This is a genomic window from Methylocystis bryophila, assembly GCF_027925445.1.
Classification (GTDB): Bacteria; Pseudomonadota; Alphaproteobacteria; order Rhizobiales; family Beijerinckiaceae; genus Methylocystis; species Methylocystis bryophila.
This window is the reverse complement of the sequence record NZ_AP027149.1, coordinates 712,282-731,563: the sequence shown is the minus strand read 5'-3', so window position 1 is coordinate 731,563 and position 19,282 is coordinate 712,282. Positions and strand designations below refer to the sequence as shown.

The window sequence follows — 19,282 nt, the reverse complement described above, 5'->3', positions numbered from 1 at the left end:
CCGGTCGCCGCCCTGTCTCGGGCGGCGGCTCAATCCTGCGGCTTCTTCAGCTTCGCATCCGCCTGGCATTGCTTGAGCGGCTTTTGCACGGCGTTGATCACCTTCTTGACCCGCATGGCGCTCGGATCGGTCTGCACGGTGAGGCAGGCGCAGCCATAGCCGTAGTCGCCATTCGTCTTGACCCATTCCTTCGTCGTGAAATCGGGCAGATTGTCCATGCCATAGGCCTGGTAGCCGCCCTGAGCGCCGAGCTCCCAATCTCCCTTCGGGTCGGTCAGCCACCAGTTGCCGGGGGTCGGGTTGACGATCCAGCCGCAGCGTTTTTCATTGGCTGCCAGCGCCGGAGAAAGAAGCGCTGCGAGCGCCAAAGCGACCCATGTCAGGCGCGGAGGAGAGGGGAGATTCATGTTTTTTCTCCGGGGCGTTCACTAGATCACGTTTTCTGCGTTCAGGCGGAATCGCCTGAACGCAGAAAACGTGATCGATTCTAAATGTTTAGAGCGCGATTTGTGCGAAAAACCGGTTTCCACTTTTTCGCATCGCGCTCTAGCCGGCGCAAGCTTTGCCATATTTTAGCCAAGCGCCGGACTTCGTCGAAGCGGTGAGGCGTAATATATTTGGGCGAGAGCCCATGCAAACGCGCAAAGTGCAAACGCGCAAGGCGCCAACGCGCCAGGGCTGAAAGGATTGTGACGATGACCTTCGCAGCGCCCGCGCCGAGCGCCCCACTGGGACGTCCCTTCGCCTCGCCGCTGGCCCGCCGTCTGGCGCGCGAGGCCGGGTTCGACCTTGCCGCGCTTGCGGGTTCCGGCCCCCGCGGACGAATCGTCGAGCGCGACGTCAGCGAGGCGCTCACTAAGGGCAAGCGTCCCACCCCCGCCGCCCCAACGATCGCGCCGCCGCCCTCCGACGACGCCGCGCGCAAGCTCTTCGAGATCGACAGCTTCACCGAAGTTCCGCACGATTCGATGCGCAAGGCGATCGCGCGGCGCATGACCGAGGCGGCGCAGACGATCCCGCATTTCTACCTCACCTGCGATTGCGACATCGACGCCTTGCTGCGGCTGCGGGAGGAATGCAACGCCGCCGCGCCGGGCCTGGCGGAGGGAAAGCCCGCCTGGAAATTCTCGGTCAATGACTTCATCGTGAAGGCCTTGGGCCTCGCCTTGCGCGACGTTCCCGATGCGCGCGCCACTTTCACACAGGCGGCCATGCTGCGCCACAAGCACAGCGACATCGGCGTCGCGGTCGCGTTGCCCGACGGCGGCCTCGTTTCGCCGATCGCGCGCCGCGTCGAGGAGAAGAGCCTCCGCGAGCTGTCCGCCGAGCTTCGCGACCTGACGGCGCGCGCCAAGGAGCGACGCCTCAAGCCCCACGAATATGAAGGCGGCGTCGCTGGGCTCTCCAACCTGGGCATGCGCGGCGTCAAGCACTTCACGGCGCTAATCAATCCGCCGCAATCCTGCATTCTCGCAGTCGGCGCGGGCGAGCCGCGCATCGTGGCGAGAAATGGGACGCCCACAGTCGTCACGCAGATGACGGTGACGCTCTCCTGCGATCATCGCGCCATCGACGGCGCGCTGGGCGCCGATCTTCTCGCCGCCTTCAAGCGCGCGATCGAGCATCCGGCCTCGCTGCTCGTATAAGATGAGCAAGCGATTCGGGAGCGTCCCGCGCAGCGGCGCGGCATTGGATAGCGTCAGCCGAGGACGCCGAAGCGCCCTTGCACTCTCGATCACGCTGCAGCTAGGCGGGTGTCGCCTCAATGCAGAAAGCGTGATCGATTCGAGAAACTAGAGCGCGCTCTATGCGAAACACCGGCTGCCACTCTTTCGCGTTGCGCTCCAACTCGAGAAAAAGCCTGTCGCCGTTCAGCATCGCCCTCGCGGGGATCCTCCTCTCGGCCTCCGCTTTCGCGCAAGAGACGCCCGAGGCGACCTCGGGCGGGGAGCCGGTCTTCCCTTCTGTCCTGGCGCCGCTCATCGCGCCCGACAACCCGGCTCCGGAAAATCCCGCGCCAGATAACACGACGCCCAAGCCCAAGCCAAAGGTCAAGCCGAAGCCACCGCGCGAAACGGCGCTTTCGGACGATCCGACCCCCGCCTTGCAGCCCGAGACCTTTTTTGCGACCTCCAAAGCTGCGGAGCGCTATGCGGAGATCGTCGATAAGGGCGGCTGGCCGCGCGTCGGCGCGAAGCTCAATCCCGGCGCCAAAGGCGCGGCAGTGCAGGCGCTGCGGCGCCGCCTCGCCGCCGAGGACGACACCGTCGCGACGACGGGTCTCGTGTTCGACGCGGCGCTCGTCCAGGCGGTCAAACGCTTCCAGCTCCGCATGGGACTGCGTCAGACGGGAGTCGTCGCCGGGGCCACGCTGCATGAGCTCGACGTGCCGGCGGACGTGCGTCAGCGACAACTCGCCGCCAGCGCCCAGCGCCTCAGCAACGTCGAATTTCCTTACGGGCCCCGCTATGTCGCCGTGAATATTCCCTCGACCGCGGTCGACGCCGTCGAGGGCGACCACGTGGTGCGCCGCTATGCGGCGATCGTCGGCGACCCTGACCATCATTCTCCGGAAGTCTCCACGAAGATCATGGCGGTCAAGATCAATCCAACCTGGACCCTGCCGGTGTCGATCATCAAGAATGAGATCGCGCCGAAGATGCAGCACGATCCCAATTATCTTTCGCGCATGCATATTCGCGTGCTGAGCCACCAGGGCGATGAGGTCGATCCCCGCCGCATCGACTGGTCGAGCGAGCGCGCGTTGAACTACACGCTGCGGCAGGATTCGGGCGCGCATAATTCACTCGGCTCGATCCGCATCTCCATGCCGAATTCACACGCCGTGTACATGCACGACACGCCGACTCGGAATCTCTTCGCGAACGACTATCGTTTCCTCTCGCACGGCTGCGTGCGCGTCCAGGGCGTCGACGAGCTCGCGCTCTGGCTCATGCAGGACGCCGCCGGCCAATGGGATCAGGAAACGCTGAAGGCGAAGATCGCGAGCGGCGAACAGGAAGAGGTGCGGTTGAATCATCCCGTCCCGGTCGTGTGGGTCTATATGACCGGTTGGGCCTCGGCCGACGGGACTGTGCATTTCCGTGACGACGTCTATGGCGTGGATGAAGGCGACGCACTCGCTCCCTAAAGCATGTCACGGAAAAGTGCGAAGCGGTTTTCCGGTCATGACATGCTCTAAGTTTTTGACTTGGCGCGATTCCTTATCGCTCGAACGATTCCGTTCGAGCGGGAAACGCGCTAAGGCGACATCGTCGCCGCGCCGCTTTTCGGGAGCTCGACCGTGAATCTTGCTCCCTCGCGCTCGACACTCTCCGCCTTGACCGTTCCGCCGTGCAGCTCGACGACGAGCTTGACGAAATACAGTCCGATCCCCGTGCCGACGACGCTCGCCACGTTGGCGCCGCGGAAATAGCGCTCGAAAATATGGGGAAGATCGGCCTGCGGAATGCCCATCCCCTTGTCGTCGATCTCGACGATGACGCGCTCGCCCTCGCTTCGGCAGCAAACCTCGATTGGCGTCGAGGGAGGCGAGTATTTGACCGAATTGGCGACGAGATTGACAAAAACCTGAAACAGCAGATCGCGGTCCCCCGAGACCTTGAGGCTTTCCGACCCGAGCGCCTCGAGAATCGCGGCGTTGGGGGAAATCTCGCGATTGAGCTTGCAGACCTCATGCAGCAACGCGCGCATGTCAAATTCGGACTGATGAACATATAGCTCGGGCGCCTCGTCGAAGACACGCGAGGAGAGTAGGATCGTATCGATCATCACGCTCATGCGCTTGACCGCCCATCGGATCTTCTTCGCCCTCTCCTTCGCGGCGCTCGGGAGCTCGGGGTCCTTGACATTGAGCAGGCGCTGCGCGTGGCCGTCGATGATCGTCATCGGCGTCCGGAATTCATGCGACGCCATCGAGATGAAATTGCGTTGCTGCTCGTTCAGACGGATCTCCTGAGCGAGCTTTTCTTCGAGCATCATCGCTTGACGCGCGAGGCCTTTCTGACTGAGTTTCAAATCGACCGCGTTGTTCCTGAACACGGTCACGGCGCGCGCCATTTCCCCGATTTCGTTTTGCTGCCGGGCGTCGGGAAGCTTGACGTCCAGGTCTCCGCGGGAGAGCGCCCGCATGCAATGGGCGAGCGCTCTCAAGGGAAAGATGACGACGCGGGAGAGATAGACGAGGATCAGCACGACGAGCGCCAGACTCAGGATGACCGCCGCGCAAAGATAAATCCAGGCCGATCCGATCGCCTGCACGGCGCGCCGACTGGCCCCTTGGGCGTTTACATTGGTGAGAGCGCCCAGACGATCGAGCATGTCGCTTGCGGAATTAAAGAAGCTGCGAGAGGCGTTGAAGTAGACGGAGAGCGCCGCGTCATTGCGTTCGCCCCGCCTCGCCGCCAACACCTGCTGCGCCTCGCTGCGATAGGCGCGCCAGAGCCTCTCGAATTCGGCGTAAAGACGAAGCTCCTCGGGGTCGTGTGCAAGCGCCTCATAGCCCTGCTGCGCGCGAGCGATCTCCATGTCGAGCGTCGTCGCTTCCTGCAGGAGACTTCCGTCGTCAGATGACGCCGGGGCGAGCAGGTAGCTTGCTTCGAGCGCGCGAAAATCCGAAGTGTAATTGTTGATGTCGCCGAGATAGCGCGTGCTCTTCAGCCAGCGCTCCCGAATCTCGGCCGAATCGCGGGTGAAAGACCGGAACTGTGCGAGGCCGAAGAGCCCGAAGGCGAAGAGGATCGCAAACAGGAGCGCGAAAGCCGCCGAGAGGCGAAAACCGATCGTGTCGCGCCTGCGCATTGCGCGTCAGGGCTCGATGATGCCCGCGATCGTCGCCTTCACCGCCGCTTGAATACGTGTCGCGACGCCGAGCTTCTCGCGCGCATTGCTGAGGTGGAAATTGACCGTGCGCTCGGAGAGCGAAGTGATCGTGGCGATCTCCTCCGAGGTCTTGCCGCGCGCCGCCCACATCAGCGTCTCGATCTCGCGATCGTTCAGCGCGCATTTCTCCGGCCAAATGCCCAAACGTGCGACGCCCTTGAGCCGCGCCCTGATGATCGTCTCGAGCAAGTCGAAGTCGATGGGCTTCACGACGTAATCGTCGGCGCCGAGGCGGCGCCCCTTCAATTCGTCCGCGCGTGCGGTGAGCGCGGTGAGGAAGATGAAGGGAACTCGAGCGAAGCGCGGCGCGATAGCGGTCAGCGCTTCGAGGATCTCGAAGCCCGACATGAAGGGAAGATTGATGTCGCAGAGAATCGCGTTTGGTCGGCAGCGTAGCAGCGCCGACCATCCCTCTCGTCCGTCGCTCGCGATCTGCACGTCGAAGCCGCGCTGCTCCAGTTCCTCGGAAATCAGCATCGCCGTATCCCAGTCATCTTCGATGCAAAGCACTGAGGGCCGGGCGCCTCGATCGACTCTCGCTGCGAGTTCATCGCCGGCGATGGCGGTCGGCTCCGAAGGCGCGACGGGCGCTGAAGCTTGTGACATGGCATGAGCTTGTGACATGGCATGCGCCTTTTCCTCGGGCGGCCGCCCGATGATTCGTGGAGGGCAAGCTATAGCGCCGCCTTTGATGGGCTGACCATATGCAATCTTTTATTCATATTTAATCGGAATGCGTGAACCGCGTTTCGTCACGCGCAGGCCGCGACGTCCGCCGCCCGTCTTCCCACGATCGAGGAGAGGCTTGCGCCTTCGACGGCGAGACGCGCCGTCAGATCCCGCTTGATGCGGGAAACCAGCCCCGGTCCTTCGAAGACGAGCGCCGAATAGAGCTGGAGCAGGCTCGCTCCAGCTTCGAGCTTGGCGAAGGCGGCCTCGGGCCCGTCCACGCCGCCCACCCCGATCAGCGGAAATTGTTCCTCAACGCGCAAGTAGGTCTCGGCGAGACGGCGCGTGGAGAGTGAAAAGAGCGGTCGTCCCGACAGCCCGCCCGCCTCCTTCGCGAGAGTTGAGCGCAGGCTCTCGGGCCGAGAAATCGTCGTGTTGGAGACGATCATCCCGTCGATCTTCGCGTCGCGAGCAACGCGCGCGATCTCGTCGAGCTGAGCCAGCGTCACGTCTGGCGCGATTTTCAACAGCAGGGGCGGCCGACGCGCCGCGCGATCGCGCGCTTCGAGCGCGCGCGCCAGAAGCGTCCGCAGCGCGGGGGCTTCCTGCAGGTCGCGCAGGCCGGGCGTGTTGGGCGAAGAGACGTTGATCGTCAGATAATCGGCGACATTCGCGAAAGCTTCGACGCCCGCGACATAATCGGCGATGCGGTCGTCCGAATCCTTGTTGGCCCCGACATTGACGCCGACGACGCGCAGGCGCGCGCGCGCCGTCAGTCGCGTGAGCGCCGGGGCATGGCCATCATTGTTGAAGCCGTAGCGGTTGACGATGGCGTGATCTTCCAGCAGGCGGAAGACGCGCGGGCGCGGGTTCCCGGGCTGCGGACGAGGCGTCAGCGTCCCGACCTCGACGAAACCGAATCCGAGCCCCGGCGCCGCGTCGAAGACCTCTGCGTTTTTGTCGAAGCCGGCGGCGAGGCCGATGGGATTGTCGAAAGCGAGCCCGAAGAGGTTAGTCTTCAGGCGCGGATCGTCGATCGGCGGGCGGGCCTTGGGAAGGACGCGCAAGGCCGCGATCGTCGCACGATGCGCGGTCTCGGGATCGAGCCGGCGCAAGGCCGCCGCGGCGAGATCGCGGATCAAGCGAGGAGGCTCGAAAAATCGTGGCGGCCATCGTCGCCGGGCGGCAGCGGACGAGCCCAGAGCGCCGCGGAGAGGGGCAGCGATCCATAAAGATGCGGGAAGAGATCGCCGCCGCGCGACGGCTCCCATTTCAGCGCGGCGCCGAGTTGCGCGGGGTCGACCGCAACCAGCAGCAGATTGTCCTCACCGGCGAAATGCCGCGCTGCGGTCTCGACGACCTGCGCCGCGGTGGAGAAATGAATGAAGCCGTCGGCAAGATCGACGGGAGCGCCGCCGAAGGGCTCGCCGCGCGTCGGCCAGAGGGAAGACGCGACGATCTTATAAATGACCTCGGCGCCGCTAGCGCGCTTCCCGCTCGAACGGAATCGTTCGAGCGATAAGGAACCGCGCCAAATCAAAAGGTTGGAGCATGTCATGACCGGAAAACCGCTTCGCACTTTTCCGTGACATGCTCTAAGGCCAGCGCCCGTCATTCCGCCGCCTCGGCGGGTTTCGCCGCGAGCTTTTCACGGCTCGGCAGTCGCGCCACCACGTCGATCAGCGCGCGATCGGAGAGAGCGACGAGGCGCTCGCCGCGATTGAGCCACTCGACGGCGTCCTCGATCGTCTCGGCCTCGGCGAGCTTGGTTTCGGCGAGCGCCCGATCGGCGCTGATCACGCCCCGCTGCCGTGGTCGGCGCGACGGCAGCCAGCGCTCGTGTAGCTCGCGCAATTGCGGATCGTCGTGGATCGCCTGCAGGCCGTTCGCCTCGTCCTCGCCCAGGCGCTGAAGGCCCTTGTAGAGCGCCTTGCCTCGCTTGGCCACCGGCGGCGTCGTCGTCTCCTCGGGCGTGCCGAGCACGCCAGCCCGTCGGAACACGAGCCCAAGCCAGCGCTGGCCCGTCAGATAGGAAATCGGGATCGAGAGAATGAGGCCGGCGATCGTCGGCGACATCCAGGCGACGAGCGAGGGCGAGATCAAGAGACCGGCGATGAGGCTCAGCACCCCCATGGCGACGTGAGAGCGATGACGGCGCACGATCGCGGTGAAAGGGACGGATCCGTCGTCACGCCGCTGCGGGTCCCACCCCGTATCGAAGCCGAAGACGATGTGAAGCACGTGGCCGGTCTGGATCAGCATCATGATGGGCGCGAGCAGCGCTGAGAGCACGATCTCGAAGACCGTCGAGACGAACAGCATCAACGCGCCGCCCGCGCCGCGGCGCGTATCGCGCTCCCAAAGCGCGACAAGGAGGCCCAAGAATTTCGGGGCGAGCAGAATGGCCATCGTCAGGCCGAAGAGCTCGAGAGAGCGCTCGGCGTCGAAGCGCGGCCACACCGGGAAGATCCCGAATTCCGCGGTGAAATATTCGGGACGGAAATAGCTCGCCTGGAAAACCAGCGCGATGCCGACGAAGAGCTGCATCAGCCAGAGGGGCGAGGTCAGATAGCCGAAGATGCCGGTTAGGAAATGCTGGCGGCTCGCCCAGTGAAAGCCTTTGCCGAACAGGACGCGGCTGTGCTGGAGATTGCCCTGACACCAGCGTCGGTCGCGGATCGAAAGATCGATCAGCGACGGCGGGCTCTCCTCATAGGAGCCGCCAAGCGTCGGCAGCATGTAGACGGCGTAGCCGGCGCGCCGCATCAAGGCGGCTTCGACGAAGTCGTGGCTCAGGATGTGGCCGCCCCAAGGCGGGCGGCCTCGCAGATCCGGCAGGCCGCAATGCGCGGCGAAAGCCTCGGTGCGAATGATGGCGTTGTGGCCCCAGTAATTGCCGTCGCGACCCATCCATTCGGAAAGGCCGGCGGCGATCAACGGTCCATAAATGCGCGCGGCGAATTGCTGAACGCGCGCAAACAGCGTGTTCCGGTTGATCACGAGCGGCAGCGTCTGGATGACGCCGGCGTCCGGATCGGCCTCCATGACGGCGGCGAGGCGCACGATCGTCTGCCCGCTCATCAGGCTGTCGGCGTCGAGCACGACCATGTGCTTGTAGGCGCCGCCCCAACGACAGACGAATTCGGCGACATTGCCGGCCTTGCGGCTCGTGTTCTTCTCGCGTCGGCGATAGTAGACGCGCGCCCCGACGGCGCCGAGCCGCCGACGCAAGGCGATGAAGGCGCGCTCCTCTGCGATCCAGATGTCGGGGTTCGTCGTGTCGGAGAGGAAGAACCAGTCGAAGCTCGCGCCGAGCCCCGTCGCCTCCACATCCTCGAAAATCGCTTGCAGGGTCGCGACGACCCGGCTCGGGACCTCGTTGTAGATGGGCATGACAACGACGGTCTTTTCTCTGAGACGGGTCGGGGTCGGCGGCGCCGCCCGCCGGCGCAACAGCACGACGAAGCCAACCACCGCGCTCGTGAAAGAGAGCGCGATCCAGGAAAAGTTCAGGATGAAGAGCGCAAGCAGCGCCCATTTGAGCATCGTGACGCCGCCGACGTCGACGACCCGATACATCTCATGGCCGCCATAGGCGGTCAGCGCTGCGCCTCCGCCGAAGGCGACGAAGCGCGCAAGCCAAGGGTTCGCGGCCGCGGGTTGGGCGGGCGCTTCTTCGCCATTCCGCCCGCCGCCGCGCCGCGAGTCATCGGAGGGCGGCCGCCGGCGTCGGCTGCGGGAGTCGAATTTGAAGATGTTCTGCGCCGGCATCGACAGCCGGTTCTCGACGGGCGTCGGGGGCGCGTTGAGCGAAATCTCCGCCGCCGCCAGCAGGGTCGTCTGCGGCGAGGAGATCTCTGGCGTCTCGTTTACAGCGTCCATCTATAAATCCAGGATTCGCTAACCTTCTCCTCACCCACTTTGAGCTCGAGCCGCAGCTCGCTGAAGGTCTCTCCGTTCGGGTCAAGCTCGAACACGACGCGGTGCGTCTTGCTCGCGGGATCGAATTCGTCATGCAGCTTCAAGAACGACCCCGGCTTTGCGCTGAGGCTCGCTTGCGCAGGCGGACGCGCCGGGTCACCCAAAGCCTCTCCACTGAAGACCACGACAAAACGGCGATGCTTGGGCAAGGCGCCGCGGCCGCTCCTCGCCGCGGAAACCACCGCGAGCGGGGGCCGGGTGGGCGGACTCCAGCACCAGAACTGGCGGTAGGCGAATTTTTTCTCGGAATTTGCAGCAAGGCGGTCCTTGGGTCGCCAATAGGCGACGATGTTCTGATTGAGCTCCGACTCGGAAGGAATCTCGACAAGCTGCACCGAGCCCTCTCCCCAGTCGTGATGCGGCTCGATCCAGATCGAAGGACGCTGCTCCCAATGCTCGTCGTCATCCTGGTAGGCGGCGATGTCGCGATTGCGCGTGAGAAAGCCGAAACCCTTCGGATTGGCGTCGATGAAGGAGGAGAACTGCAGACTGTTGCGATTGGAGAGCGGGCGCCACAGCCACTCGTTGCCGCCCGTATGGATTTGCAGCCCGTTCATTTCGGAGGCGGCGGGGCGAATATCGTCGAGACGCCGTTGATCCAGCGGCGTGAAGAAGGACGCGCCGGCAAGGCTCGCAAGCCCGATATGGTCGAGCTCGACGCGCGGCAGAAGCGTGAGCTCTACGTCGAGAATTGTCGCCTCATTGGTGCGCAGGGTGAAGGTGTAAACGCCGACGACGCTCGCAGAGTCGAGAAGGGCGTGAATGACCAGCGTGTCTTCTCCGGCGGGCGGCGTCTCGACATAAAATTCCCGAAAGACCGGATATTCCTCACCCGGATCGGCGGTGCGGATCGACAGTCCGCGCGCTGTCACGCCCCATTTTCTCTGGCCGGCGGCCTTGGCGCGATAGAAATTCGCCCCCAGAAACTGCAGGCAGGCGGCTCCTGGGGCTGTCTGCCCGGCGGCGAAGCTCGGCCAAACGCGAAAGCCCGCGAAAGCCGACTCCGGCAATCGGTCCGGCGGCTTTTGCGATCCGAATGAGTATTGTTGCGAAGCGGGGCGCAGCAGCTCGGCCTTGCCGCCGTCCACGAGGAAAATCTTGACCGGCGCGCCATAGACCCATCCGCGAAGCAGCGGCTCGATCGTGAAGTTCTTTCGCTCAGAAGCCCAGACCCGGGCCTCCGGGAGCAGCTCTGTCGCCTCGAATTGCTCGCGCGTCAGCCGCGCAAAATAATCGGGAAGCTCGGCGCTCGGGGCCGCAAAAGGCTGCTTGAGGAAGTCGCGCGCGCGCGCCAACAGGCCGTCGCGCGTGAACGGGACGCCTTGCTCCTGGACTGAGCCCTGCGCCTTCGCGCTCTCGCCGGGCGGCGCGACGGCGGCGGCGGCGAGCGCTCCCAGCGCTCCCCTCAACAATTCTCGACGTTGGACCATCTGTTGCGCAAACCCAGGGAGGCGCCGCCCCGCGGACCCTTTGCTACCTCTATACGAGAACCTAGAGGTTCCGAAACGGAATTCTTGGGACGGCGCGGCGGATTTCCGGTCTATACGCGGTCCAGGCGCTCGGCGCCTCAAAATCGCCATCCGGACTTCGAATCTCCGCCGAAACTGATAAAAGAGCGCGACCGTTTTTCGTCACGCTCAAGCAAAGGATCGCCGCCGCGCATGTCATCCTTGGAAGAGCGCCGCGCTCTCGCCGTTGTGCTCGCCGCTGGCGAAGGCACGCGCATGAAATCGGCTTTGCCGAAGGTTCTTCACCGGGTCGCGGGCCGCTCGATGCTCGCTCATGTGCTGGCGAGCGTCGAGAAGTCTCGCATCGCCGACGTCGCCGTCGTCATCGGCCCCGGTCGTGACGACGTGCGCGCCGAGGCCCGGCGCGCATGGCCTCAGTCGCAGGTTTTTGTGCAGGAGCAACGGCGCGGCACCGCCCATGCGGTTCTCGCGGCGCGCGACGCTCTGGCGTCGGGTTGCGACGATCTTCTCATTCTCTTCGCGGATACGCCGCTTGTGACGCCAGAGACGATGCAGGCGCTGCGGCGCGCGCTCGCCGAAGGCGCGACGGTCGCGGTCCTCGGCTTTCGTCCCGCCTCGCCTCTCGGCTACGGCAGGCTGGTGCAAGATTCCTCAGGCGCGCTCCTCGCCATCAAGGAGGAGAAGGACGCAAGCCCCGCAGAACGCGCCGTCGACCTCTGCAACGCCGGCCTCATGGCGCTGGACGGGCGCCGCGCGCTCGAGCTGCTCACACAAATCGACGATCGCAACGCGAAGGGCGAGTTCTATCTCACCGACGTCGTGAAGCTGGCGCGCGCCGCGGGACTGAAAGCCAGCGTCGTTCTCGGCGAGGAAAGCGAGGTTCTGGGCGTGAACGATCGCGTCCAGCTCGCCGAGGCCGAGCGGATCGCGCAGAATCGCCTGCGACGCGCCGCCATGGAGAGCGGCGTCACGATGATCGACCCCTCATCCGTCTATCTCTGCGCCGACGCCAAGATCGCGCGCGACGTGACGATCGAGCCGCATGTCTGGATCGGCCCCAAGGTCGAGATCGGCGAGGGCGCGGTGATCCACGCCTTTTCGCACATTGAATCCGCCAAGATCGGGCCGGGCGCCCATGTCGGCCCCTTCGCGCGGCTGCGCCCCGGCGCGGATCTCGGCGAGGGCGCCAAGGTCGGCAATTTCGTGGAGATCAAGGCGGCCAAGATCGGCCCCGGCGCCAAGGTCAGCCATCTCACCTATCTCGGCGACGCCGAGGTCGGGGCCGAGGCCAATATCGGCGCGGGGACAATCACCTGCAATTACGACGGCTTCCTGAAATATCGCACGGTCATCGGCGAAGGCGCCTTCATCGGCTCCAACTCGTCGCTGGTCGCGCCGGTGACGGTCGGCGCCGGCGCCTATGTCGGCTCGGGCTCTGTGGTCACCAAGGATGTGAGCGCCGACGCGCTCGCCATCGCGCGGGGACGGCAGGTCGAGAAAGCCGGCTGGGCGCGGTTCTTCCGTGAGAAGCAGAGCGCGAAGAAGGCTGAGAAATGAGCGCTGCGCTTTGGCCTCTTGGCCTCGGGTTCTGCTGAAAATAAGATTCCTGAAACACATATCGCGAGGAATGGAGGCTATCCATGTGCGGCATCGTCGGAATTCTCGGTCGCGAACCCGTCGCCCGCGACATCTTGGAAGCCCTGCGCCGTCTCGAATATCGCGGCTATGATTCCGCCGGGATCGCCACGCTCGAAGACGGAAAGCTCACGCGCGTGCGCGCCAGCGGCAAACTACGCAATCTCGAGGACAAGCTCGCTTCCCAGCCCCTCAAGGGCCATATCGGCGTCGGCCACACGCGCTGGGCGACACATGGACGACCGACCGAGAACAACGCGCATCCGCATGCGGCCGACAAGGTCGCCGTCGTCCACAATGGCATCATCGAGAATTTCCGCGAGCTGCGCGAGGAGCTCATCGCCAAAGGCCATGTCTTCGCGAGCGAGACGGATTCGGAAGCCGTCGCGCATCTCGTCGAGGAGGAGCTGCGCGGGGGCGCCGCGCCGCGCGAGGCGGTCGGACGCGCCCTGAAGCGGCTCAAAGGCGCCTTCGCGCTGGTGTTTCTCTTCGAGGGCGAGGAGGATCTCCTCATCGGCGCGCGGCGCGGCTCGCCGCTCGCCGTGGGCTTGGGTCCGAACGGGGCCTATCTCGGCTCCGACGCCTTGGCGCTCGCGCCCTTCGCAAACCAGATCATCTATCTCGAGGAAGACGATTGGGTTGAGCTGTCGCGCGAGCGCGCCGTCATTCGCAACGGCGCGGATGCGATCGTCGAGCGCGCGCGCAAGCCATTGCAGGCGGGATCGCTGCTCGTCGACAAGGGCAATTATCGTCACTACATGGCGAAGGAAATTCACGAGCAGCCCGAGGTCGTGGGCCGCGCGCTGGCGCATTATCTCGATCTCGCGAAGGGGACCGTGCGCCTGCCCTTCGAGCTTCCCTTCGACCCGAAGGCTTTGACGCGCGTGACGATTTCCGCCTGCGGCACGGCTTTCTACGCCGGGGTCGTCGCGCGCTACTGGCTCGAGCGCTTCGCGCGGCTGCCCGTCGACATCGACATCGCCTCCGAGTTCCGATACCGCGAGGCGCCGCTCGCCGAGGGCGGGCTGATGATCGTCGTCTCGCAGTCGGGCGAGACCGCCGACACGCTCGCGGCGCTGCGCTACGCCAAGGCCGAGGGTCAGCATGTTCTGGCCATCGTCAATGTCGACACCTCGACCATCGCGCGCGAGAGCGAGATCGCCGCGCCGATCCTCGCCGGCCCCGAGATCGGCGTCGCCTCCACCAAGGCCTTCACCTGCCAGCTCGCGGTCTTCGCCTGTCTCGCGCTGGCGCTCGGACGGGCGCGCGGCGTGCTGAGCGAGGCGCAGGAGAAGGCGCTGGTCGCCGAACTCATCGCGACGCCGGCCCTGATGGCGCAGGCCTTGAAGAACGAGGCGCGCGTCGAGCCGCTGGCGCGTGACGTCGCGCGCGCCTCGAGCGCGCTTTACCTCGGCCGCGGCCCCGCCTATCCGCTGGCGCTGGAGGGCGCGCTGAAGCTCAAGGAGCTCTCCTACATCCATGCGGAAGGCTATGCGGCCGGCGAGCTGAAGCACGGCCCCATCGCGCTGATCGACTATGCGATGCCGGTCATCGTGCTCGCCCCCCATGACGCGAGCCTGGAGAAAACCGTCTCCAACCTGCAGGAGGTCGCGGCGCGGGGCGGCCATTTGATCCTGATCGGCCCGGAGAGCGCCCGCAAGGCCGCAGCGGCGGATCTTGCCGGCTTTCTGGAAATGCCCGAGGAGGCGGCCGGCGCCTTTGCGGCCCTCGTCTATGCGATCCCCGCGCAGCTCCTCGCCTATCACGTCGCCGTCTTCATGGGGAAGGACGTGGATCAGCCTCGCAATCTCGCAAAGAGCGTGACGGTGGAATAGCGCGCCTTTTTTTTGGCGTCTTTTCACGGCGATTGGGAGCGCCATTGACAGAGCGCGCCCCAGGCTGGCCTATGCCCGCCTGTTCCACGTAACGAAGGAATGCCAAACTGTCGTCCTTTGCCGCGCCGCCCCAGATCGTCGAGCCCTTCACACGGGCTTGGCAACACAAGGAGCTGATCCGCGCCATCGCGCGTCGGGAGTTCATCTCGCGTTTCCGCGGCTCGATGCTTGGGCCGCTCTGGGCGGTGCTTTCGCCGCTCATCATGATGCTGACCTACACGGCGATCTTTTCGCTCACCCTGCCGGAGCTCGCCGCCCCCACGGGCGTCGCGAATTACGCCGCGAACATTTTCGTCGGCCTGATCATGTTCAACCTGTTCAGTGAATTGGCCTATCGCGCGCCGATGCTGCTCCACGAGCATGTGAATTTCGTCAAGAAGTCGATTTTCCCCAGCGAGACGATCGCCTGGACCGTGACGATCCGCCAACTCACCTATGCGGGTGTCGCCTTTCTGGTCTTCGTCGTGTTCCGATTGGTGACGGGCGGCAGCTTCCACTGGACGATCGTCCTCGCGCCCTTCATCATCATCCCCTTCACGCTCTTCATTCTGGGGATCGTGTGGTTCCTGATGGCGCTCGGGGCCTTCACGCGCGACGTGGCGCATGTGATGGCCTCGGTCATACCGATCCTGATGTTCGGCACGCCGGTGTTCTACAATTTCAGCCAGGTGCCGGGCAATCTGGCGATCTGGCTGAGGCTCAATCCGATCGGCGACTATATCGAGATGATGCGCGACATCACGCTGCACGGCCGGCTGCCCAATCCCTTTGCCTATCTGGTCATCGTCGCCATCTCCTATGCGGTATTCCTCTTCGGATACCAGTTCTTCATGCGCTACAAATCGGTGATCGTCGATGTCATCTAACCCGGTCATGATCACCGCCCAGGGGCTCGCCAAGGCGTTCCAGCTCTACGCCCATCAGAACGATCAGCTGAAGCAGATTCTCTTCGGCTCCTGGCAGCGCTACTACCGCGAAAAATGGGTGCTCAACGACGTCACCTTCGAGATATCGCAAGGGGAATGCGTCGGCCTCATCGGGCGCAACGGCGCCGGCAAGACGACGCTCCTGCAAGTCCTGTGCGGCATTACGCGGCCGACGCGCGGCCAGTTCTATGTGGGCGGCCGCATTGCGCCCATCCTCGCGCTAGGCTCCGCCTTCGACGGCCTGCTGACGGGTCGGGAAAACGCCCGCATCGGCGCGGCGATCCTTGGGCTCTCGCGCCGGGAGGTCGACGCCTGCATCGAGGACATCAAAAGTTTCGCAGATATTGGCGCGGCCTTCGAGGAGCCCATGCGCACCTATTCGAGCGGCATGGTCGCGCGCGTCGCCTTCGCCATCTGCGTCTTTGTCAAAGCCGATATTCTGATCGTCGACGAGGCGCTGTCCGTGGGCGACGAGACTTTTCAGAAGAAATGCGAGGCCTATATCGCCGATTTCGCCAAGACCGGCACGTCGCTGATCGTCTCGCACTCGCTGGACTTCATCTGCGAGCTGTGCACCCGCGTGATCTGGCTGGAGAACGGCGTCGTGAAGGCCGATGGCGACCCGGCGGAAGTCGTCGCCGCCTACCGGCAGGCCATGGCGGCCTGAGGGCGGCGCCGAGGCAACCTCCCCGCCGTCATTGCGAGGCGCGTCGGGACGAATCTCACAATGACGACCGGCGAGACAGAGGCTCGCGGCCTTCGGTTCAATGCCCCTTCACCTCGGGCAGCGCCGAGCTCGGCCCGAAGATCACCTGCGACGGGTCGCGATCGAAGCTTTTGGCCGCCTTGTTGAGCGTTTCGACGGCGTGGCGGGCGTCGATGGCGAGCTGCTCATATTGGCGCAGGCCCGACTGCGAGAAGCGGTTGATGTTCTCCGTAAGCCCCGCGAGATTATCGGCGATGGACTTCACGGTCTTGGGGTCGAGCGCCTTGATGGTTTTGTCGGCGCTGCTGATCAGATGATCAAACTTCTCCGCGACCGGCTTTAGCGAGCGCATGAAGGCGGCGGAGTCCTGAATGAGGCTCGCCGTCGGCTCGCTGTTGTCCGCGAGGGCCTTGCTGAAGGTCTCGACATTTTTGATCGAGGCGGTGAGCGGGCCGGAATTATCCTCGAGCAGTCTGTCCATCTTCTCCAGCACATTGGTCGCGCGCGACGACAGGCGCTGAATATTCTCCACGAGGTTGCGGATTTCCGAGGGCTCGGCGGCGATGCGCGGATATTTTTCGCCGGGCTTCGCGACGAGCGGCGGCGCCTCGGGCGTCGCGCCGACGAGCGAGACGATCGCCACGCCTGTCAAAAGCCGCTGCTCCAGCCGCGCCCGCGTGTCGGTCTTGACCGGCGTCTTCTTGTCGATGTTGATCAGCAGATCGACGAGGCTCGGATCCTTGTCGTCGATGGTCAGGCTCGTGACCTCGCCGACCTTCAGGCCGTTGAACTGAACCGCGCTGCCCCGCGCGAGCCCGTCGACGGAGCCGCGCACGACGACCTGGTAGGTTTTGAGCTCCGCGGTCTTGCCGGGTCCCGAAATCCAATAGACGAAGACGAAGGCGCCGAAGGCCGCGGCGAGCGCCAAAGCGCCGACCGCCACAAAGCTGGCCCGGGTTTCCATAGCTCAGTCCCTTCCTTCCGCTCCGTGCGCCCGCAAGCTGCGGGAAGCGATGAGCCGCCCGCCCCGCTCCCCGTGGAAATAGGCGCGCAGCCAAGGCTCCTCTGAGGCGAGCACGGTCTCCATGGGGCCTTCTCCGATCACCTTGCCGTCGTAGAGCGCCGCGACGCGATCGCAGATCGCGTAGAGACTGTCGAGATCGTGAGTCACCATGAAGACTGTCAGCCCGAGCGTCTTTTTGAGCGTGCCGATGAGTCGGTCGAACTCTGCGGCGCCGATCGGATCGAGCCCCGAGGTGGGCTCGTCGAGAAACACCAGCTCCGGGTCGAGCGCGAGGGCTCGCGCGAGCGCGGCGCGCTTGACCATGCCGCCTGACAATTCCGACGGAATTTTGTCCGCGGCGCTCGGCGGCAGCCCGACGAGCTCGATCTTGAGCATTGCGAGCTCGTCCATGAAGCGCTGCGAGAGATCGAAGCGCTCGCGCATCGGCAACTGAATGTTCTGCTTGACGGTCAATCCCGAGAATAGCGCGCCGTTTTGGAACAGCACGCCCCAGCGGCGCTCCAAGAGGCGCAGATCCCTTTCGCTTAGGGAATCGCGGTCATGGCCGAAAATCTCGATGCGGCCCGCGGTCTTGGGAAGCAGCCCGAGGATCGCGCGGGTCAGCACCGATTTCCCCTGGCCCGAGCCGCCGACGAAACCCAGCACCTCGCCGCGATAGACATCGAGGTTGAGGCCCTTCATGACCCGGTTCCGGCCGAACTCGATGACGAGATCGCGCACTCGAATGACGACCTCGCGGCCAGCCTCCGCCCCGTTCCCGCCGTCCATCGCGCGCGCCGCCTTCATCTTCCTTCTCGCCGTCTCAGCTTCTCTGGCTCCCTCAATAGTTGATCGCGGTAAAGAACATCGCAAAAAGGCCGTCGAGGATGATGACGGTGAAGATGCTTTTGACGACCGAAGCGGTGACGCGCCAGCCGAGCGACTCGGCCGAGCCCGCCGTCGCCAATCCCTCCTGCGTGGCGATGAGGCCGATCACCAGCGCCATGAAGGGCGCCTTGATCAGGCCGACCGAGAAGGTCCTCACGCTGACCGCGGTCTGCAGCAGCCCGGAGAACTCCGAGGGCGTGATGCCACCATACCACCAGGACATCATGATGCCCCCGAAAAGCGCCGATATGTCGGCGATGAAGGTCAGGATCGGCAGCGACACAATGAGCGCGAGAATACGGGGAATGACGAGCACCTCCATGGGCGACATGCCCATGGAGCGCAGCGCGTCCACCTCCTCGCGCACCTTCATCGAGCCGATCTCGGCCGTGATGGCGGAGCCCGAGCGGCCGGCGACCATGATGGAGGTGAGCAGCACCCCGAGCTCGCGCAGCACCAATATGCCGACGAGATCGACGACATAGATGCTCGCGCCGAACCGCAGCAGCTCGTAGATTCCTTGCTGCGCGACGATCGCGCCGACCGTGATGTTGATCGTCACGATGATCGGTATGCTGCGCAGCGCGAAATTCTCCATCTGATAGACGACGGAGACGCCGCGAAAGAGTCTCGGCTTTCGCACGACCCGCGCCATCGCGAGGACGAACTGGCCGAGAAAAGCGACGATGACGAAGGCGTCGCGCAGGCCCATGACGATCTGCTCGCCGAGGTCGCCGAGCGTCGCAAGGATCGGATGGACCGGCCGGGAGGCGGGCAAGGTTTCGCGAAAGCCCACGCGCTCCAGGAGCAGGGCGTGCTCGGCGCTCGCCCCCTCGAAGGAGGCGAGGACGCCCTTTTCGGCAAGCTCGTGGCGCGCGTCGTTCACCGCGAGGGCGCCCGCGGTGTCGAGAAGCTCGAGCGAGGAAAGATCAATCGCCACGGCGCGCGCGCCGCGGCCGCGTTTCACGAGCTCTTGTGCGGCCCGCTCCAGCTTGCGCGCGGCGGCGATCGTCCAGGCGCCCGTCAACGCCAAGCGTCGCGCCTCTCCAGATGCCTGACCGGAGATCTCCGGCGGCGCCATTGCGGCCTTGCTCGTCATCGCGCCTCGGTGCGCCCAGATCATGCGGGCGCTATAAACGCTTGCGAGCCCTCTTAGCTTCGCCTTGAGGCCGTGTCGAGCCCGCCCGCCGGCAAGCGCCGCGGCGCCG

General features: G+C 64.8%; 16 protein-coding genes. 6 read left to right on the top strand and 10 right to left on the bottom strand.

Annotated elements, in window-relative coordinates; all coding sequences use genetic code 11:
- Positions 1-29: 29 nt before the first annotated feature.
- The gene (locus tag QMG80_RS03395; protein ID WP_085771532.1) at positions 30-407 is read right to left on the bottom strand and encodes a DUF4087 domain-containing protein; all 378 of its coding nucleotides are present in this window, start codon (positions 405-407) and stop codon (positions 30-32) included.
- A gap of 288 nt (positions 408-695) precedes the next feature.
- On the opposite strand from QMG80_RS03395, the gene QMG80_RS03390 reads away from it, so the two are divergent.
- A complete protein-coding gene (locus QMG80_RS03390; RefSeq protein ID WP_085771531.1) occupies positions 696-1,646 on the top strand; it encodes a 2-oxo acid dehydrogenase subunit E2 in 951 nt (316 codons plus the stop codon).
- A gap of 161 nt (positions 1,647-1,807) precedes the next feature.
- Positions 1,808-3,151: a L,D-transpeptidase family protein gene (locus QMG80_RS03385; RefSeq protein WP_085771530.1), complete on the top strand. Its 1,344-nt coding sequence runs from the start codon at positions 1,808-1,810 to the stop codon at positions 3,149-3,151.
- Positions 3,152-3,261: 110 nt separating this feature from the next.
- On the opposite strand, the gene QMG80_RS03380 is transcribed toward QMG80_RS03385, so the two are convergent.
- The 6 genes from QMG80_RS03380 to QMG80_RS03355 all read right to left on the bottom strand — a co-directional run bounded on the left by QMG80_RS03380 (position 3,262) and on the right by QMG80_RS03355 (position 10,982).
- Entirely contained in the window at positions 3,262-4,821 is a 1,560-nt protein-coding gene (locus QMG80_RS03380; RefSeq protein WP_085771529.1) for a sensor histidine kinase, read from the bottom strand.
- Positions 4,822-4,827: 6 nt separating this feature from the next.
- On the bottom strand, positions 4,828-5,526 hold the full coding sequence (locus QMG80_RS03375) for a response regulator transcription factor (protein WP_199769052.1): 699 nt from the start codon (positions 5,524-5,526) through the stop codon (positions 4,828-4,830).
- 128 nt (positions 5,527-5,654) lie between these two features.
- Positions 5,655-6,713: a quinone-dependent dihydroorotate dehydrogenase gene (locus QMG80_RS03370; protein WP_085771527.1), complete on the bottom strand. Its 1,059-nt coding sequence runs from the start codon at positions 6,711-6,713 to the stop codon at positions 5,655-5,657.
- Complete coding sequence (locus tag QMG80_RS03365) at positions 6,710-7,129, bottom strand: DUF952 domain-containing protein (RefSeq protein ID WP_085771526.1); 420 nt, start codon at positions 7,127-7,129, stop codon at positions 6,710-6,712. The genes QMG80_RS03370 and QMG80_RS03365 overlap by 4 nt, the downstream gene beginning before the upstream one ends.
- Positions 7,130-7,182: 53 nt before the next feature.
- Complete coding sequence (gene mdoH, locus QMG80_RS03360; RefSeq protein WP_085773648.1) at positions 7,183-9,342, bottom strand: glucans biosynthesis glucosyltransferase MdoH; 2,160 nt, start codon at positions 9,340-9,342, stop codon at positions 7,183-7,185.
- A 98-nt stretch (positions 9,343-9,440) separates the two neighbouring features.
- On the bottom strand, positions 9,441-10,982 hold the full coding sequence (locus QMG80_RS03355) for an OpgD/OpgG family glucan biosynthesis protein (protein ID WP_085771525.1): 1,542 nt from the start codon (positions 10,980-10,982) through the stop codon (positions 9,441-9,443).
- Between the two features lie 231 nt (positions 10,983-11,213).
- Here QMG80_RS03355 and glmU point away from each other — a divergent pair, with 231 nt between their 5' ends.
- From glmU to QMG80_RS03335, 4 genes are all read left to right on the top strand, one after another.
- On the top strand, positions 11,214-12,578 hold the full coding sequence (gene glmU / locus QMG80_RS03350) for a bifunctional UDP-N-acetylglucosamine diphosphorylase/glucosamine-1-phosphate N-acetyltransferase GlmU (protein ID WP_085773647.1): 1,365 nt from the start codon (positions 11,214-11,216) through the stop codon (positions 12,576-12,578).
- Between the two features lie 83 nt (positions 12,579-12,661).
- Positions 12,662-14,491, top strand: a complete 1,830-nt coding sequence (gene glmS / locus QMG80_RS03345; protein WP_085771524.1) for a glutamine--fructose-6-phosphate transaminase (isomerizing) — start codon at positions 12,662-12,664, stop codon at positions 14,489-14,491.
- 107 nt (positions 14,492-14,598) lie between these two features.
- Positions 14,599-15,417 (top strand): ABC transporter permease, encoded by an 819-nt coding sequence (locus QMG80_RS03340; RefSeq protein WP_349775649.1) that lies wholly within the window; start codon positions 14,599-14,601, stop codon positions 15,415-15,417.
- Positions 15,407-16,144, top strand: coding sequence for an ABC transporter ATP-binding protein (locus QMG80_RS03335; protein ID WP_085771522.1), 738 nt, complete (start codon positions 15,407-15,409; stop codon positions 16,142-16,144). Before QMG80_RS03340 ends, QMG80_RS03335 begins: the two co-directional genes overlap by 11 nt.
- 97 nt (positions 16,145-16,241) lie before the next feature.
- On the opposite strand, the gene QMG80_RS03330 is transcribed toward QMG80_RS03335, so the two are convergent.
- From QMG80_RS03330 to QMG80_RS03320, 3 genes are read right to left on the bottom strand one after another with little or no spacing between them, the layout of a single operon-like run.
- Positions 16,242-17,147, bottom strand: a complete 906-nt coding sequence (locus QMG80_RS03330; protein WP_085771521.1) for an MlaD family protein — start codon at positions 17,145-17,147, stop codon at positions 16,242-16,244.
- Positions 17,148-17,150: 3 nt separating this feature from the next.
- Positions 17,151-17,993, bottom strand: a complete 843-nt coding sequence (locus tag QMG80_RS03325) for an ABC transporter ATP-binding protein (protein WP_085771520.1) — start codon at positions 17,991-17,993, stop codon at positions 17,151-17,153.
- A 34-nt stretch (positions 17,994-18,027) separates the two neighbouring features.
- Positions 18,028-19,173 carry an ABC transporter permease gene (locus QMG80_RS03320; RefSeq protein ID WP_085773646.1) on the bottom strand — a complete coding sequence of 382 codons (1,146 nt, stop codon included), beginning with the start codon at positions 19,171-19,173 and terminating at the stop codon, positions 18,028-18,030.
- Between the last annotated feature and the right edge of the window lie 109 nt (positions 19,174-19,282).

What these genes read in the sequence shown, in the direction of transcription:
- QMG80_RS03395 (WP_085771532.1), bottom strand. Translation starts at nt 407, where the DNA reads ATGAATCTCCCCTCTCCTCCGCGCCTGACATGGGTCGCTTTGGCGCTC.
- QMG80_RS03390 (WP_085771531.1), top strand. Translation starts at nt 696, where the DNA reads ATGACCTTCGCAGCGCCCGCGCCGAGCGCCCCACTGGGACGTCCCTTC.
- QMG80_RS03385 (WP_085771530.1), top strand. Translation starts at nt 1,808, where the DNA reads ATGCGAAACACCGGCTGCCACTCTTTCGCGTTGCGCTCCAACTCGAGA.
- QMG80_RS03380 (WP_085771529.1), bottom strand. Translation starts at nt 4,821, where the DNA reads ATGCGCAGGCGCGACACGATCGGTTTTCGCCTCTCGGCGGCTTTCGCG.
- QMG80_RS03375 (WP_199769052.1), bottom strand. Translation starts at nt 5,526, where the DNA reads ATGTCACAAGCTCATGCCATGTCACAAGCTTCAGCGCCCGTCGCGCCT.
- QMG80_RS03365 (WP_085771526.1), bottom strand. Translation starts at nt 7,129, where the DNA reads ATGACATGCTCCAACCTTTTGATTTGGCGCGGTTCCTTATCGCTCGAA.
- mdoH (WP_085773648.1), bottom strand. Translation starts at nt 9,342, where the DNA reads ATGCCGGCGCAGAACATCTTCAAATTCGACTCCCGCAGCCGACGCCGG.
- QMG80_RS03355 (WP_085771525.1), bottom strand. Translation starts at nt 10,982, where the DNA reads ATGGTCCAACGTCGAGAATTGTTGAGGGGAGCGCTGGGAGCGCTCGCC.
- glmU (WP_085773647.1), top strand. Translation starts at nt 11,214, where the DNA reads ATGTCATCCTTGGAAGAGCGCCGCGCTCTCGCCGTTGTGCTCGCCGCT.
- glmS (WP_085771524.1), top strand. Translation starts at nt 12,662, where the DNA reads ATGTGCGGCATCGTCGGAATTCTCGGTCGCGAACCCGTCGCCCGCGAC.
- QMG80_RS03335 (WP_085771522.1), top strand. Translation starts at nt 15,407, where the DNA reads ATGTCATCTAACCCGGTCATGATCACCGCCCAGGGGCTCGCCAAGGCG.
- QMG80_RS03330 (WP_085771521.1), bottom strand. Translation starts at nt 17,147, where the DNA reads ATGGAAACCCGGGCCAGCTTTGTGGCGGTCGGCGCTTTGGCGCTCGCC.
- QMG80_RS03325 (WP_085771520.1), bottom strand. Translation starts at nt 17,993, where the DNA reads ATGAAGGCGGCGCGCGCGATGGACGGCGGGAACGGGGCGGAGGCTGGC.
- QMG80_RS03320 (WP_085773646.1), bottom strand. Translation starts at nt 19,173, where the DNA reads ATGACGAGCAAGGCCGCAATGGCGCCGCCGGAGATCTCCGGTCAGGCA.